Annotated in this window: 12 protein-coding genes; 1 reads left to right on the top strand and 11 read right to left on the bottom strand. The window is 33.1% G+C overall.

Going from position 1 to position 17,451, the window contains the following annotated elements:
* Window position 1 precedes the first annotated feature (1 nt).
* The 6 genes from ACO5J6_RS05675 to ACO5J6_RS05650 form a co-directional block, all read right to left on the bottom strand.
* Window positions 2–1,543, bottom strand: coding sequence for a cobyric acid synthase (locus ACO5J6_RS05675; RefSeq protein ID WP_485642635.1), 1,542 nt, complete (start codon window positions 1,541–1,543; stop codon window positions 2–4).
* A 21-nt stretch (window positions 1,544–1,564) separates the two neighbouring features.
* A complete protein-coding gene (gene cobU, locus ACO5J6_RS05670) occupies window positions 1,565–2,134 on the bottom strand; it encodes a bifunctional adenosylcobinamide kinase/adenosylcobinamide-phosphate guanylyltransferase (RefSeq protein WP_485642634.1) in 570 nt (189 codons plus the stop codon).
* A gap of 21 nt (window positions 2,135–2,155) precedes the next feature.
* Entirely contained in the window at window positions 2,156–3,169 is a 1,014-nt protein-coding gene (locus ACO5J6_RS05665) for an ABC transporter ATP-binding protein (protein ID WP_485642632.1), read from the bottom strand.
* On the bottom strand, window positions 3,141–4,853 hold the full coding sequence (locus tag ACO5J6_RS05660) for an ABC transporter permease (RefSeq protein ID WP_485642630.1): 1,713 nt from the start codon (window positions 4,851–4,853) through the stop codon (window positions 3,141–3,143). The genes ACO5J6_RS05665 and ACO5J6_RS05660 overlap by 29 nt, the downstream gene beginning before the upstream one ends.
* A 3-nt stretch (window positions 4,854–4,856) precedes the next feature.
* On the bottom strand, window positions 4,857–5,891 hold the full coding sequence (locus tag ACO5J6_RS05655; protein WP_485642628.1) for an ABC transporter substrate-binding protein: 1,035 nt from the start codon (window positions 5,889–5,891) through the stop codon (window positions 4,857–4,859).
* A 175-nt stretch (window positions 5,892–6,066) separates the two neighbouring features.
* Window positions 6,067–7,671, bottom strand: coding sequence for a peptide ABC transporter substrate-binding protein (locus ACO5J6_RS05650; protein ID WP_485642626.1), 1,605 nt, complete (start codon window positions 7,669–7,671; stop codon window positions 6,067–6,069).
* A 182-nt stretch (window positions 7,672–7,853) separates the two neighbouring features.
* Between ACO5J6_RS05650 and ACO5J6_RS05645 the strand changes: the two genes are divergently transcribed.
* Entirely contained in the window at window positions 7,854–8,504 is a 651-nt protein-coding gene (locus ACO5J6_RS05645; RefSeq protein WP_485642625.1) for a 2'-5' RNA ligase family protein, read from the top strand.
* Between the two features lie 147 nt (window positions 8,505–8,651).
* On the opposite strand, the gene ACO5J6_RS05640 is transcribed toward ACO5J6_RS05645, so the two are convergent.
* From ACO5J6_RS05640 to ACO5J6_RS05620, 5 genes are all read right to left on the bottom strand, one after another.
* A complete protein-coding gene (locus ACO5J6_RS05640; protein WP_485642624.1) occupies window positions 8,652–10,256 on the bottom strand; it encodes a peptide ABC transporter substrate-binding protein in 1,605 nt (534 codons plus the stop codon).
* A gap of 210 nt (window positions 10,257–10,466) precedes the next feature.
* Window positions 10,467–12,065 carry a peptide ABC transporter substrate-binding protein gene (locus ACO5J6_RS05635; protein ID WP_485642623.1) on the bottom strand — a complete coding sequence of 533 codons (1,599 nt, stop codon included), beginning with the start codon at window positions 12,063–12,065 and terminating at the stop codon, window positions 10,467–10,469.
* 248 nt (window positions 12,066–12,313) lie between these two features.
* Window positions 12,314–13,930, bottom strand: a complete 1,617-nt coding sequence (locus ACO5J6_RS05630; RefSeq protein ID WP_485642622.1) for a peptide ABC transporter substrate-binding protein — start codon at window positions 13,928–13,930, stop codon at window positions 12,314–12,316.
* A 376-nt stretch (window positions 13,931–14,306) separates the two neighbouring features.
* Window positions 14,307–15,155, bottom strand: coding sequence for a BPL-N domain-containing protein (locus ACO5J6_RS05625; protein ID WP_485642621.1), 849 nt, complete (start codon window positions 15,153–15,155; stop codon window positions 14,307–14,309).
* 650 nt (window positions 15,156–15,805) lie between these two features.
* Window positions 15,806–17,398, bottom strand: a complete 1,593-nt coding sequence (locus ACO5J6_RS05620; RefSeq protein ID WP_485642620.1) for a peptide ABC transporter substrate-binding protein — start codon at window positions 17,396–17,398, stop codon at window positions 15,806–15,808.
* Window positions 17,399–17,451 lie beyond the last annotated feature (53 nt).

Raw genomic sequence — 17,451 nt, 5'->3', positions numbered from 1 at the left:
TTTATTCACATCCCATTATTTCATATATTTTTCTTATATCCAGATTTTCCCTTAAAACTTTCGCAAGCTTGTTGTATTCACTGTTCTTATATTCACTGAAACTGAAATCTTCGTCTATTTTATCAAGTCCTTTCAATTTTCTGACTTCATTAAGAAAGTGATTGGTAAATTTGGAATTATCAAATATTCCATGAACATAAGTACCTACAATATTATCTTTTACCATTCCTTTTAATTTTTCATCACCGAATATACACTTTATATCACTTTTATTCTTATTTTCCAAGTCCTTACCATTTTCATCACTTTTTTCATTTACAAAATAGCTGTAACCCTGATGTATTTCGTAACCTTGTATTTCCATTCCTTCAGCACCACCAAGTATTCCCGAAGCGTTTTCTATTTTGCCTCTGTATTGGGTTGTAACTTTACCCGTTTCCATAACAGTTTCTATATCGAGTAAATCCAGTCCCGAAATTTCATTTAAATCTGACTCTATTTTTTTAGGATCCATTATTTTCTGCCCCATTATTTGAAAGCCTCCACATATTCCAAAAATCACAGTTCCTTTTTTAGCGAGCCGAACTATTTCCCTGTTTATGTTTTTATCAATCAAATCTTTCATATCCTCTACCGTATTTTTCGAACCGGGAATTATAATAATGTCCTCATCTCCCAGTTCGGAGCTTTTCGTAACATACTTCAACGAAACATCATCATAATGACTGAGTGCGTCAATATCGGTAAAATTTGATATATGTTTCAATTTTATAACTGATATTCTTATTTTTCCTTCTTTTTTTACATTGTATTTATCTATGCCCAGACTGTCCTCTTCTTCAATGCCTAAAGGTACAAAAGGTACAACTCCGAGTACAGGTACCTTTGTAAGCTCTTCTATCATTTCAATTCCTGGGGTCAGTAAAGTCTTATCTCCCCTGAATTTATTTATAATCACACCTTTTATACGTTCTCTTTCACTTTCTTCAAGGAGCATAATCGTTCCGTATATGGCAGCAAACACTCCTCCTCTGTCTATATCCGCAACTAAAATAACAGGGGAATCCGCCATTTCAGCCATTCCCGTATTTACTATATCGTCTTCTTTCAGATTGATTTCCGCAGGACTTCCTGCACCTTCCAGCACACATATATCAAAGTTTTCCTTTATATGATTATACGCTGTCATTATATCTTTTTTCAAATTATGCTTAAAAGCGAAATATTCTCTCGCATCCATATTTTTATAGACTTTTCCGTTTACAATGACTTGAGATTTTCTATCTGTCGTAGGTTTCAGCAAAATGGGATTCATAAACGCTTCGGGTTCTATGTTGGCAGCTTCAGCCTGTACTACCTGTGCTCTTCCCATTTCCTTTCCGTCTTTTGTAATAAATGAATTTAGTGCCATATTTTGAGATTTAAAGGGAGATACGCTGTAGCCGTCCTGATAAAATATTCTGCAAAGACCTGCAGCAATTATGCTTTTTCCTACGTTCGACCCTGTTCCCAGTAACATTATATTTTTGTGATTTTCAGACATAAAATCTCCTCTTTCCAAATTTTATTTTATCTTCATAGGTATTCCCGATACTATGAAATATGCTTCATCAGCAATATCTGCAACGAATTGGTTCATTTTTCCCGCAATCTCCCTGAAATATCTGCCCAAAGGATAGCTCGGTACTATTCCCATTCCCAGCTCATTGGAAACAATGACAACATTTTCAAACCTGTTTAAAATATCTATCAACCCATTAATCTGATTTTTTACCGATATATCACATTTTTCCAAATCTTCTTTTGTCGGCTTATCCCAATTGATATCCTGATTTTCAAAAATAATATTACTGATCATATTTGTAAGACAGTCTATTAGCATATTATTTTTGACAGTATTTGAAAAAACATCCGTCATGCTTTCAGAAAAATTTTTATAAGTTTCCACCGTAATCCATTTATCCTGACGTCTTTCCTTGTGAAGGGATACTTTCATTTCTATTTCCTCATCAAATACTAAAGAAGTTGCGAGATACACATTTTTCTGATAACCGTTATTCAGACTTAACAGCAATTCTTCGGCAAACTTGCTTTTACCGCTTTTCGCCCCTCCCGTTACATAGATTAGTGCCATATTTCTCCTCGTTTCAATATTTTACGACTTTATCTCGTACAAGTCTTTCTTGTCTATGGAATACTTAATTATCTGTTCTATTTCATATTCTTCCCTGCCGGAAATCATAACAACATTTAATTTTTTCCATTCAGATTTTTCATTAATAATTTCAATCTCGTAGGAAACTAATGCCCCTTGATACTCTTTTCCGATGATTTTTCCTTTTCCCGTAAATATTTCATCTGTTTCAGTTTCATTTACTTTATTATAAGATATATTAATACTTTCAGGACGTACAATAAAATTTCTTCCGTCTTTTTTCAAAATATTCGCTTTTCCGATAAATTCAGCTACAAAAACAGATTCAGGGAAACTGTAAATTTCCCGCGGAGTTCCTGTCTGTTCTATATTCCCTTCATTCATAACGACTATTCTGTCGGAAATACTCATTGCCTCTTCCTGATCATGAGTAACAAAAATCATTGTAATACCTAACTCTTTTTGTATTTTTCTTATCTCATTTCTCACAGTTTTTCTTAGTTTTGTATCTATATTTGAGAGCGGTTCATCAAGTAGCAGCACTTTAGGCTCCAACACGAGAGACCTTGCCAAAGCTACTCTCTGTTGCTGCCCTCCGCTTAATCGGTCTATTCTTCTTTTTTCAAGCCTTCCAAGATTTACAAGACCTATAATTTTATCTATTCTTTTTTTCTTTTCTTCCTTATTCAGCTTTGCTCCTACTTTTAGAGGATACTTGAGACCGTAGGCAATATTTTCATAGACAGTCAGATGAGGAAACAGTGCATAATTTTGAAAAACTGTACTCACAGGACGCGTTTCAGGAGGATAGTCGGTTATTTTTTCCTCCGACAGGAAAATATCTCCCGCTGTAGGAGTTATAAATCCTGCTATCATTCTAAGCGTAGTAGTCTTTCCACACCCGCTAGGTCCTAATATACTTATCAGTTCACCTTTTTTTACGTCTATATTAAAATTATTTACTACAATATTATCCTGATATTTTTTATACAGATTTTTCAGTTGAAGATACATTTTTCCCCGCTTTCTTTTCTTTCATCAGAATTATTGAAAACAGAACATTTACAATCAGTATGACTAAAATGAGTAAACTCGCGATGACCGACGCCATTCTGTAATCACCGTCACGGATTTCATTAAATAATTCTACCGTTGCAACTTTGGCTGACGGAGTAATCAGAAATATAATTGCCCCCACTGTAGTCATCGTTGTCGTGAAAGTATTAATAAATCCTACTAAAAAGGCAGGTTTCAGCTGTGGAAGTATCACTTTAAAAAACACTGCAATTTTAGGAGTTCCCAAGTCTCTTGCCGCATCTTCAGTCAATGAACTGATTTGACTTAGATTGGCACTTGCTGCCCTTGTCGTTACAGGTATCTGTCTAAAAATACAGTTCAATACCACAATGGCTCCTGTGCCTGTCAGCAAAAACGGAGGACTTTGGAAAGCCAGTAAATATGCTATCCCAAAAAATGGACCAGGTAAAATATAAGGTAATGCAGCTATAAAATCAAAGCTTTTAGAAAATTTTATATTTCTTCGGTCTATATAATAAGAAAAAAGCACTCCGATAAAACTTGCAATTATTCCCGCTATAAGTGAATAAACTATACTTCGTACCATACTCGGAATTTTTGTAAATGAAAAAGATTGTATAAATTCCGTCGTCCAGTGGAAATATCCTCCGCTATTGCTTGATACTGCCGAAATAAATATGGAAATATACTGCAACAGCATATATACAGCAAAGCACAATGTTACAAATCCAAAAATTGTTTTTAAATAAAAAGGTAATTTATAAATTTTTTCTCCCGTCTGTCCCGATTTTTCGGAAAAACTTCCCATAACGTTGGAAGTTGTGAGCTGATGTCTATATACAAGAAAAATAAGCACAATAGGCAGGAAAATGAGAAAACTGATAGCCGCAGCTTTTTCAATTTCTCCGTAGGAGATTACTCCTTTATATGCTTCCGTAGCCAACATTCTAAAATTGCCTCCCACAATAATAGGAGTTCCGAAATCAGCAATGTTTTTTACAAAAATTATAAAATACACTGCAACTATAGAAGATTTCAACATTGGAATTATAATTCTATAAAGTATATCCCCTGATTTTGAACCCAAGTCTTTTCCTGCTTCTATAACTGATGAAGGTATTGCTGACAGTCCTCCTGTCAATATAAGAGCTGCCAGCGATATTTCGCTAAAAGTCTGCATAATTACAATCCCGTGCCAGCCATAAGGATTAAAATTCAGATGTAACAGATCAGCAGTAATTATCCCTCTTTTACCAAACAGCAGTATATACGACAGCGATGATAAAAATGGCGGAGAAATCATCGTAAGCATAAGTAGCAGCATTAATATTCTCTTTACCCATTTTGAAGCATATGCGACATATACTGCTATCACGGTACCTATTATGACAGATAAAGTTGTGGATAGGAGACATACCCATATACTGTTTATTATTACAGGAATATTCTCCCCGAAGAGGGAGCCGTATAATTTGAATGTAAATTCCCCTTCAGGAAAAATACTTTTTAAGAACAGTGCAGTTATGGGCCATAATATAAATACCATTATCGGTACTACAGCTATTGTGTAAAACAGTCTGTCAATAATTTCCATTAAAATGAAAGAATGCCCAAAATTTTTCTTTTGGGCTTTTTTTTCATTCTTTCGGAGCAATTTCATAATCTATTTCCCCATTTTTTCTTTCCATAATTTCAGTATTTCTTCTCTTCTTGTACCCATTCCGTCTATGTCCATTTTCATTAACTTATCTACAGTCATTCCTTTCAATTCTTCAGGAGGTGTAACATCTTTTCTTACCATCATACGTGGAGCGACTGTTTTCAAAAATTCCTGACCTTCCTTAGATAATGCCCAGTCAACAAATGCTTTAGCAGCAGCTTTGTTTTCAGCTTCTTTGAATATAGCCATTCCTGCCGGAACCCATGGAAGTCCGTCAGACGGTATTATATTTTTTACTTTAAATTCTTTTTCCATTTTATAAGTATCTCCGCCTAAAGGAATTATACCTACTGCCATTTCTCCATTTTTTACTTTTGATGTAGGCTCTGAACCACGCTGTGCATAAAACGGAATATTTCCTTTTATTGCTTCAAGGTAGGCCCAGCCTTTTTCTTCTCCCATAGACTGTAGCAGATTGTATACAACCGCGTAATTTGTACCTGAAATCGCAGGGTCAGCCATAATCAGTTCATCCTTATATTTAGGATTTTTCAAATCTTCCCATGACGCAGGTTCAGGAATATTATTTTTTGCCAACACATCAGTATTTACTAAAAATCCTGCCGTTACAATAGAAACTCCTGTCCAGTAGTCATTTCCGATAAATCTCTGATCCATTTCTTTTTCTTCAGGAGATACATAATTTTCTAGATAACCTTTTCCTCCTGCAACAATAAAGCTGTCAGCTCCACCGCCGAACCATACATCTGCACCGATTTTCCCGTTTTGGGCATTCAGTTTGGATAAAACTTCTCCCGAAGAAATATCTAAAAACTCTACTTTTATTCCCGTTTTTTTAGTAAATTCCTCAAAAATTTTTTCTTTTGCATCATAAGCAGCTATGACTTTCAATGTACCTTTTGCCCCTTCTGCTCCATCTTTCTTGTCCTCTTTTGCTTCATTACCTTTCTGACATGCTGTTAGAAGCCCTATTGCCAGTATAACTAACAACATTACTCTTTTGAACGTTCTGCTCATCTCGACTTTCCTCCTTGTATTATGTATTTTGTATCATTTTATTCATTTTTTATAATTTTTGAAAATATTTTTATTCGAAAAAATACTTTTATATTATAAACTTCGATGAATTTATTTACCTGTATTATAATTTAGAATTTAAGTTTAGTCCATTTTTATTTTCCAATAATTTCTTTTATTTCTCCATATATACTTCTCTCAGGAAAAATTCTCCGCCTATTGCCACAAAGCCCAAACCTTTTACTTTAGGATTTACAAGATATCTTTTCTGTCTTTGGAACAGTATGCCTACAGGTACTTCTTCGGATATTATTTTTTCCATTTCTATCATAGCGGGTATTCTCACTGCCGGGTCTGCCGTACTTTTTACAGTTTTTACAAGCTCATCATATCTGGCATTGACATAATCTCCACGGTTATTTGCATTTTTCGAGTCAAATAAATCCAAATATGTGATAGCATCCTGAAAATCCCCTGTCCAGTTATGAATTGTTATTTGGTAGTTTCTCTGTTTTGTTCTTTCTCTTCTTTCTTTTCCTGTAAGGACGCTCAATTTCAGATTAACTCCAAGATTTTTTCTCAAATTTTCCTGAATATATTCGGCAATAATTTTTGTATTTCCGCTGTCAGTAAATAATAATTCCATTTCTGGAAACGAAGCAAGTCCCTCTTCTTTTAATCCTTCTGCTAACAACTTTTTGGCCTCTTCAAGGTTGTATTCGGGAGTTGATGTCGGAACTTCTTCGGAAAAGTCCTTTTGCAGTCCTCTTATTCCTATTCCGTTCGGCACAAATGTCTTGGCTTCTTTTTCAGTTCCCTCTAAAACAACATCTATCAATTCTTTTCTGTTCAGACCTTTTTCAAGGGCATTTCTTATTTTTGCATTATTTAAAGGCTTCACTTTAGTATTAAACAGTAAATACCATAGTCCTCCGTCATCAGCAGTAATCAACTTTGTGTCATTTTTCGTACTCATATTCAGTTTATATTCTTTTGCCTGTTCGGCAGTTACTCCCGTAACATCTATTTCACCATTTTTAAAAGCATTGAATGCGGCAGTTGTGTCAGGAATAAGTTTTAATATCATCTTATCAGTTTTTACATTTTTTGTATCCCAGTAATTAGGATTTTTTTCAAAAATCAGCTGGGAGTCGTGCTGCCATTCTTTCAAAAGATAAGGTCCCGAAGATATTGTTTTATCAGCTTCAGTAAAATATTTTTCTCCCACTTCTTTATAATATTTCTCATTTAGAGGCATATATGCCTTGAACGTAATTAAATCATCAAAATAAGGTGTCGGAGCTTCCAATTCCACTTCAAGTGTTTTATCATCTATAACTTTTATACCTACTTCATCGGCTTTTACTTTTCCTCCATTAAATGCTTCCCCGTTTTTTATAGGGAAAAGTAAACTTGCATTACTTGCCGCCGTAGCCGGGTCCAAGGCTCTAAGCCATCCGGCTTTAAAGTCATTGGCAGTTATAGGGTCGCCGTTCGACCATTTCAGTCCGTCTCTCAAATGAAATGTCCATTTCAGTCCGTCAGGAGTAGACTCCCACTTCTCAGCAAGTCCTGCTACGGACTTACCGTCCTTATCTTTTCTAAGCAATCCTTCCATTACAAGGTCATCTACAGTTCCTCCTGCAATATCGGTAGTTATCTGAGGATCTATAGAAGACGGCTCTCCTCCAAGATTTAGTGTGAATACTTTTTCCGAATTTTTCTTTCCGCAAGACAGAATCAGTATCAGCATTGTAAATAATAACAATATTTTTTTCATTTTGCTGTCTCTCCTTCACTTTTTGTTTTTTATTTATTTTTTATATAGTTATTATACCCTATATTTCGAGAAATTTCTATAATAATTATTTATTATTGTATATTATTCCGCATTGCTTTTTATATATAATAAGGTATAATATTACTAATTAAAAACAATCAATATTTTAGGAGGAACTTGCAATGAAAAAAATTTTTTTCTCAATCTTTTTAGCATTTTGCTTAAATATTTTTTCCAATGTAAATTATAATGTTTTTGTAATTATGGACAACAATGCAAAAGAAAATGTCGAAAATATTTCAAAAGGTCTCAAAGAAGCGGGAATTGACAGTCTTTATTCCAAAGGGTATGCTATCCATATGACATTGTATCTAACTGAATACAAGCCTGAATCTCTGAAAAAAATAAAAGAAGTTGTCAATAAAATAGCTAAAGAGACAAAGCCTTTCGATGTAAACTTTTACAGATTAAGAAAAACAGGAGGAAACTGGTTTATGCTTGATGCTGAAAATAACGGAATTATACAGGGACTGGCAGATGAAGTAACTGTCAGACTAAATAAATACCGTGCAACAGACGCAAAAGTACCTGACTGGGCAAAATCCATTCCCGAAAAAGTAAAATCTTTTAATTTATACGGTTCTCCCAATGTATTTATGAATTTTGACCCTCATATAACATTACTTACTCCCGAAGACCCTGCAAAAATAGATACATTTACTTCAAAATACAACTTTAAGCCTTTCAAAGCCAAAGTTATCGGTATAGGAATCGCTCAAGTCGATGATTTGGGACAGGCAAAGGATATAATTTATTTCGTGAAATTTAAATAATATATTAAATTAAAACTTATCAGATATATCAATAATTAATCAATATGCATTTTAAAAACATAAATCTGCTTTCTTTATTTTGTTTTCGTTATGAAAGTACAAAAGAATAAAAAGAGGCTATTTCAGAATAGCCTCTTTTTTATATTCTTATTTATTTTCTATGCTTAAATTTCCGAAGAAAAATTCTCCGCCGATAGGTGTAAATTGTAATCCTTTTACTTTAGGATTTACAAGATACGGTTTTTCCCTGTGGAAAAGCACTCCCACAGGAGTATCTTCAGCTATAATTTTTTCCAGTTCTATCATAGCAGGTATTCTCACTGACTGGTTAGCAGTATTTTTAATAGTTTTGACTAATTCATCATATCTTGGATTGGAGTAATCTCCACGGTTATTTCCTCCATTTGTTACAAATAAATCCAGATAAGTTATCGCATCTTTGAAGTCTCCCGACCACCCTGCCAACACCAGATCAAAGTCTTTCTGTTTCATTCTCTGAATTCTTTCTTGGAAAGTCATCGCACTGAGCTGTATATCTACATTCAGATTTTTTCTCAAACTTTCCTGAATATATTCCACTATAGCTTTATTATTTCCGGAATCGTTGAATATCATTTCAAGATTAGGCAGTTTATCAAGACCTTCTTCTTTCAGCCCTTCAGCTAACAGTTTCTTAGCTTCTTCAGGATTGAACGCAGGTATCGAAGTAGGTACTTCTTCAGGAAAATCTTTGGAAAGTCCGTTTATTCCTATTCCTTTAGGAGTAAAAGTTTTAGCAGCTTCTCCTGCACCGTTTAATACTACATTTACCATTTCTTCTCTATTTATAGCCATTAATAATGCTTTTCTTACTTTTGAATTGGCCAATCCTTTAGCTTTCGCTTTATTATTCATCAAAACATACCATACAGAACCGTCATTTGTTTTCACAAGTCTCGGGTCATCTTTAAATTCTTTTGCCTGTTCAGTTGTTATGGATGTTACATCCACTTCATTGTTTTTAAAGGCATTAAGTGCTGCCGTATTATCACTTATAAGTTTATATACTATATTATCTACTTTTACATTGGCGTTATCCCAGTAATTAGGATTTTTTTCAAATACCATATCCGAATCATGAGTCCATTTTTTCAATACATAAGGTCCTGAAGATATTGTTTTATCAGCTTCAGTAAAGTATTTATCTCCTGCTTCCTTATAAAATTTTTCATTTAAAGGCATATAAGTCTTAAATGTAACTAAATCATCAAAATATGGGATTGGTGCTTCCAATGTTATTTTTATTGTCTTATCGTCTGTTACTTCAATCCCTAAATCTTCAACTTTTGCTTTTCCTGTATTAAACGCTTCTCCATTTTTTATTGGATACAGCATATACGCATATTCGGATGTTGTCTTAGGATCCAAAGCTCTTATCCATGCCGCTTTAAAGTCATTTGCAGTTATAGGGTCTCCATTTGACCATTTTATCCCGTCTCTCAAATGAAACGTCCAAACCAGACCGTCAGGAGTTACTTCCCATTTTTCAGCTAATCCCGCTGTAGGCTTTCCGTCCTTGCTTCTTCTCAATAATCCTTCAGTAATCAACTCATCTACTGTACCACCTATTATATCCGTTGATAACTGCGGGTCTATGGATGCGGGTTCCGACCCCGGATTTAGTACAAATGTGTTTCCCTTTTCTTTTTTGCCTCCACCACAGGCTAATACCAGTAATATCAGCATTAGTGATATTAGAAACATCTTTTTCATATAATCCTCCTACTGAATAATAAATCAGATTTATTATTCTCCTACATTTTTTTATACTTGATTTATTATATATTTTTTTAACTTTCTACGCAATTATTTATTTTATATATAATAATTAATTTTATAAATTATTGAAATAAATACTAAAAAAAGAAGCCGAAACAAATATTTTTTGTGTCCAAGCTTCCTTTTTATCATTAATCAAACCTCTTATTTTTCCTGAATATCTATGTTTCTGAAAATAAATTCTCCACCTATTCCTGTAAATTCCAATCCTTTAACTTTAGAATTTACAAGATATTTTTTCTCTCCATGTCTTATTATTGCTACAGGAGTATCTTCAGCTATAATTTTTTCCAGTTCTATCATAGCAGGTACTCTCACTGACTTGTCCGCTGTGCTTCTTACTGTTTTTACCAGTTCGTCATATTTAGGATTGGAATACATTCCGTAGTTACTTCCTCCGTTTGTTACAAATAAATCAAGATAAGTAATAGGATCGCTGAAATCTCCTGACCAGCCTGCCAATACAAAATCAAAATTATGCTGTTTCATTCTTGTAACTCTTTCCTGGAAAGTCATAGGAGATATTTTTAATTCTATATTCAGATTTTTTCTTAAACTTTCCTGGACATATTCGGCAATAGATTTATTATTTCCGGAATCATTAAATATCATTTCAAAAGTAGGAAATTTATCTATTCCTAATTCTTTTAATCCTTCCGCTAATAATTTTTTAGCTTCTTCAGGATTATAGCCCGGTATTGAAGTAGGTACTTCTTCGGTAAATTCTTTTTGAAGTCCCTGTATTCCCAATCCACTCGGAACAAGTGTTTTTGGAACTTTCCCTGATCCGTTCAACACTACATTTGCAAGTTCATCTCTATTTATAGACATCAATATTGCTTTTCTTACTTTAGCATTACTCAATGCTTTTGTTTTATTATTAAGCAGCAGGTACCATACAGAACCGTCAGCACTTGAAACCAGTCTCGGGTCATCTTTAAATTCTTTCGCCTGTTCCACTGTTACCTGAGTAACATCAACTTCTCCATTTTTGAAAGCGTTTAGAGCCGAAGCATTATCAGCAATAAATTTATATTCGATATTATCGACTTTTATGTTGGCAACATCCCAGTAATTAGGATTTTTTTCAAATATTATATTTGAATCATGTGTCCATTTTTTCATAACATAAGGTCCTGAAGATATTGTTTTATCAGCTTCTGTGAAATATTTTTCTCCCACTTCCTTATAAAATTTTTCATTCATAGGCAAATAAGTCTTAAATGTAACCAAATCATCAAAATATGGTGTCGGAGCTCCGAGTTCTACTTCGAGCGTCTTATCATCTATTACTTTTATTCCTACATCTTCAGCTTTTGCTTTTCCTGTATTAAATTCTTCGGCATTTTTTATAGGATACAGCATATATGCATACTGTGATCCTGTTTTAGGTTCCAGTATTCTCATCCACGCCGCCTTAAAATCATTTGCAGTTATAGGGTCTCCGTTTGACCATTTTATTCCGTCTCTTAAATGAAACGTCCATTTCATACCGTCAGGAGTCGATTCCCATTTTTCAGCGAGTCCTGCAGTAGGCTTTCCGTCTGCATTTCTTCTTAACAATCCTTCGGATATAAGCTCATTTACTGTAGAACCTACTATATCTGTTGATAATTGGGGGTCTATGGACTGAGGCTCCTCACTTACGTTTATAATAAATTTCTTTCCTTTGGAACTTCCTCCTTTTCCTCCGCAGGCTAAAATCAATATCAGCATAAGCGATATTAAAAATATTTTTTTCATACAATCCTCCTAATTAGAGCTGACCTGTAAGTTAAAAATAGTTGATATGACTACGTATATTAGTAATTTTTTTCAACTTTAAGACAGTCTCATCTGTATTTTTATACTAATTTATTATATATTCTTTTTATCTTTTATGCAACTATTTGTTATATGTTTGATGATAAAAATTATAAATTATCTGAATATACAAAAAGAGAGAGATTTCATAAAATATCTCTCTTTCTTTTACAATCTTATAAATTTTACTACTTTTCAATGTCAATATTTCTAAGTATATACTGTCCACCTATCGCAGTTATATCCAATCCTTTTACTTTAGGATTCATAAGATAATTTTGTACTCTGTTTCTTAATACAAGTACCGGAGTTTCTTCAGCGATTATTCCTTCCAGTTCTATCATAGCAGGTACTCTGACGGACTGGTCTGATGTACTTTTTATTTTTCTTAACAGCTCATCGTATTTAGGGTTGGAGTAAGAGCCGTAGTTATTTCCTCCATCTGTTACAAATAAATCCAGATAAGTAACAGGATCTTTAAAGTCTCCCAGCCATCCTGCCAGTACAAGGTCAAAATCTTTTTGTTTCATTCTCTGAACTCTTTCCTGAAAAGTCAGGGCACTCAGTTGTAAATCTATTCCTAAATTCTTTCTTAAACTTTCCTGCACATATTCGGCAATTACTTTATTATCCACATTATCATTAAATACCATATCAAGGGTAGGCACTTTATCCATTCCCAGTTCTTTCAGCCCTTCTGCCAATAACTTTTTAGCTTCTTCCACATTGTACCCCGGCAACGAAGTCGGTACTTCTTCTGCAAAATCTTTTTGAAGTCCATTCAATCCTATTCCTCCCGGTGTGAAAGTTTTAGGATTTATTCCTATACCGTTTAATACAGTATTTATAAGTTCATCTCTGTTTACAGCCATTGATATTGCTTTTCTCACTTTAGCATTACTCAATACTTTTGATTTATCTTTTGTATTCAATATTATATAACTTACTGAACCGTCATTTTTTTTGATTAATTTAGGACTGTCCTTAAATTCTTTTGCCTGTTCAGTCGTAATTTCGGAAAAATCTATTTCACCATTTTTGAAAGCATTTAATGCAGCTCCGCTATCTGAAATAAATTTATATACAATTTTATCCACTTTTGTACTTGCATTGTCATAATAGTTAGGATTTTTTTCAAATTCCATATCCGAATCATGAGTCCATTTTTTCAATACATAAGGTCCTGAAGATATTGTATTTTTAGCTTCAGTAAAATATTTTTCTCCCATTTCCTTAAAAAACTTTTCATTCAAAGGGGAATATGTTTTAAATGTAACCAAATCATCGAAATAAGGAGTAGGTGTTCCTAATTCCACTTCAAGAGTTTTATCATCTATCACTTTTATTCCTAAATCTTCGGCTTTTGCCTTTCCTGTGTTAAATTCTTCGGCATTTTTTATAGGATAAAGCATATAAGCATATTCCGAACTTGTTTTAGGGTCGAGGGCTCTCACCCATGCCGCTTTAAAGTCATTTGCAGTTATAGGGTCTCCGTTTGACCATTTCAATCCGTCTCTTAAATGAAATGTCCATTTCATACCGTCAGGAGTAGACTCCCATTTCTCAGCAAGTCCCGCTTCAGGTTTTCCGCTAACAGTTCTTCTCAATAATCCTTCGGATATAAGCTCATTCACTGTAGAACCTACTATATCTGTAGTTATTTGAGGGTCTATCGAGTTAGGTTCCGCATTTACATTCATAGTAAATGTCTTACCGGCTCCGCTTCCTCCTTTTTCACTGCCACTTTTTCCTCCGCAGGCTAAAATAACTAATAGCATTGATAATGCTAATAAAATTTTTTTCATTTTACTTTTTTCCTCCTAATTTATTTGATACATTTGTTTTTGTTTTTTTATTATACATTATAAATTTGAAAATTTCTATAATTATCACACTTTATATAAATACATTTTATATATTGGTTGTATTTATAAAAATGATACTATATTTTTTATTCTACTATTCTATATTTAATTATATTCGACTGTTTTCAAACTCATTCGTTCTCAATTTTACTTCTCTTTAAATACTGTCATCTCCAAGTTTAGCTATTTTTAAGTTTATTTATTTTCAAGGCTGGTCATTTTTAAATTTACTCATTTCCAAGTCTGATTATTTTCAAGTTTACTCATTTCTAAGTCTGATTATTTTTAAATTCAATTATTTTGAGAACAGATTTTGTTACAGTTTTCTTATTAATTTTTTTACTTCTTCCCACAACTCGTTTCCATAATTTTCATTCAATCTGTCATAGAGTTTCAGCTCATCTTTCAGTTCTTCTTCCGCAGCCGTTTTTACGACTAATTCATTATAAGGCTCTTTCTGCAACTCAAAATGCACACTTGAGAGAAGATAATTTCCTTTGCCTATTTCCCCTTTAATCACGGCTGGTAATCCGCTATCAAACCTTGCGATAACCTTATAAGAATTATCATCTTGAGAGTCAACTATAAACGCAGGACCTCCATGATAATAAAATTCACATTTTTTTGGAATATTTTTCAGAGATTTTTTTTGAAAAAAATTTTTTTCAGCTTTTATTTCAAGTTTTGATTCAGTTTTTATTTCCGTTTCCAAAAATTCTTTTTCAAAATTTAAAGGTACAAAAGCCTTTGCTTTTACGCTTTCACTGAAATAAACGTTGCCTGTCAATTCAGGCAGGGAGCCTCTGGCAATTCCCTTGAAAAAACCCAGTTCCCATGTGTCTTTCACGTCATATTCTTCTCCATGAAACTCAAGACGTGTGCAGGCATAATAAGCTCCCGCACATATTCCTAAATAAGTTCCGCCATTTTCTACAAAATGACGAATTTTCCGATTTCCCTCTCCATTAAGTTTTTCACAGTAAGGATTTGCCGCTCCTCCGGGCATTATAATCATTATAGCCTCATCAAGAGCATTTTTCAGAATATCTTCCGCATAAATCTTTTTTGCGGGAAATCCCAATTTATTTTCACAAGCCTGAATTAGCGAAGCGACCCCTACTCTGCTTGTTCCCTTGTCAGCATAGACAAGTATATTTTTACCCATATTATTTCTCCTTCGAAATTATTTAAACCTTAATATTGTTTAAATTTTTATATCATTTAAATCTATATATTCTTCAAATCTAAATATCCTTTAAATTCAGGAAATAATCATTACATATAGTTATTACATATAGAAATATGAACATTTACAACTTTTTTTCTATTATCAATTTATCTTTTGTTATAATATAAAAATTATTTTTTTACTATAAAACTTCCTAATTTTATTTAGTTATATAAGAATTTAGCTGTATAATGATACTGTATATTTCTTTTTATATTATTACAAATTTTTTTCAAAATTATATATACTATTTCAAATTATATATTATTTCAAAAATTCCGGAACATAAAAATCCAAAATTAAAAATAGAGGCTATCTCATAAGGTAAATAAAATTACTAAATCATAAATTTTATATATTTTACTATTTTTATAAAACCAATAAAAATAATATATTTTGATTTTTAAAAACATACAGTATTTATATTAATAAAATTATTTTTGGATTATGAGACACCCTCTATTATTTAACATTTAACTTTTTCAATCTTCATTTTTTTAATACTTATTCTCTTTAATTTCTATTTCCTTGGATATTTACTTTCTTTAGCATTTATTTTTAATAACACTTATTTTCTTCGATATTTATTATTTCTGAATATAAGTCTTATCAAGCAGATAATCTTTCCCTATAGGATTAAATCCTATATCTTTTACTCTCGGATTTATAATTTTTGTCTGTTTTCTGTTATACAGCAATCCGACAGGCATATCTTCAGCTATAATTTTTTCCATTTTTATCATTGCATCTACTCTTGCTTTTTTATCGGCAGATGTTTTCACAAAATTTACGAGTTTGTCATATTCAGGATTTAAATATTGAGAGTAGTTATTTCCGTTAGTCGATTCAAATCTGTCAAGATAGGAAATCGCATCTCTGTAATCTCCTGCATATCCTGCAAATGCCATATCAAAATCTTTCTGTTCCATTCTTGCAAGTCTTTCTTTAAATGTCATTGAAGACAGACCTATCTCCACTCCCAGATTTTTTCTCCAGTTTTCCTGCACATATTCGGCAATTGCTTTATTATTACCCGAATCATTGAATATCATCTCAAGTTTAGGCAATTGAGTAAGTCCCAGCTCTTTCAGTCCTTCCGCTAAAAGTTTTTTAGCTTTTTCAGGGTTAAATTTAGGAAATACTTCTCCCGCTTCTACAGCAAAATCTTTTTCAAATCCTTTTATACCTGTATCTTTAGGAGTATAGGTATACGCAGCACCTCCTACACCGTTTAATACTCCTTTTATCATTTCTTCCTTATTTATCGACATCGATAGAGCCTGTCTTATTTTTTTATTGCTCAACACTTTATTTTTCATATTATATACTACATAAAATACCGAGCCGTCATTTACATATCTTAGACGAGGGTCATCCTTAAAATCCCTTGCCTGTTCGGTAGATAAGTTTGTTACATCTATTTCGCCATTTTTGAATGCATTCAAATCAGCAGTTGCATCATTTATAAATTTGACTTGTACTCTCTCAAGTTTTATATTATCGGCATTCCAGTAATTAGGATTTTTTTCAAATATTATATCCGAATCCCGAGTCCATTTTTTTAGAATATATGCTCCTGACGAAATCGAAGTATCTACGGATGTCATATATTTATCTTTCACTTTATCGTAAAATTTCTGATTTTGAGGTAAGTATGTCTGTATACGTACCATTGAATCAAAGAAAGGAACAGGTGCTTTCAATGTAACTTCCAGTGTATAATCGTCTACTACCTTTATACCTACATCTTCGGCTTTTGCTTTTTCTTTGTTATACTCTTCGGCATTTTTTATAGGATAAAGCATAAAAGCATATTCAGCCGCAGTGGCAGGATTAAGTCCTCTCAGCCATGCCGCTTTAAAATCATTTGCAGTTATAGGGTCTCCATTTGACCATTTTGCATTTTTTCTCAAATGAAATGTCCATACAAGCCCGTCCGAAGAAGTTTCCCATTTTTCAGCAACTCCGGGAAGAGATTCTCCATTATCTCCTTCCCTTGTAAGTCCCTCTCCTATCAGAGAATCTACAAATTCTCCGGTAGAGTCATTTGCCAACTGAGGGTCGTAAGATTTTCCCTCTTCTTTAAGGTTCAAAAGAAGTGTCCCCTCTGAATTTGATCCTTTTCCGCAGGATAAAATCAGTACAAGTAATAATAAGGCAATTAATAAATTTTTTTTCATTTATTCATCTCCTTTCAAAATAAATCTATTTTATATTTTTTGATTTAACTTAT

This window comes from Pseudoleptotrichia sp. (genome assembly GCF_057270515.1).
This window is presented reverse-complemented; position numbering and strand designations above follow the sequence as displayed.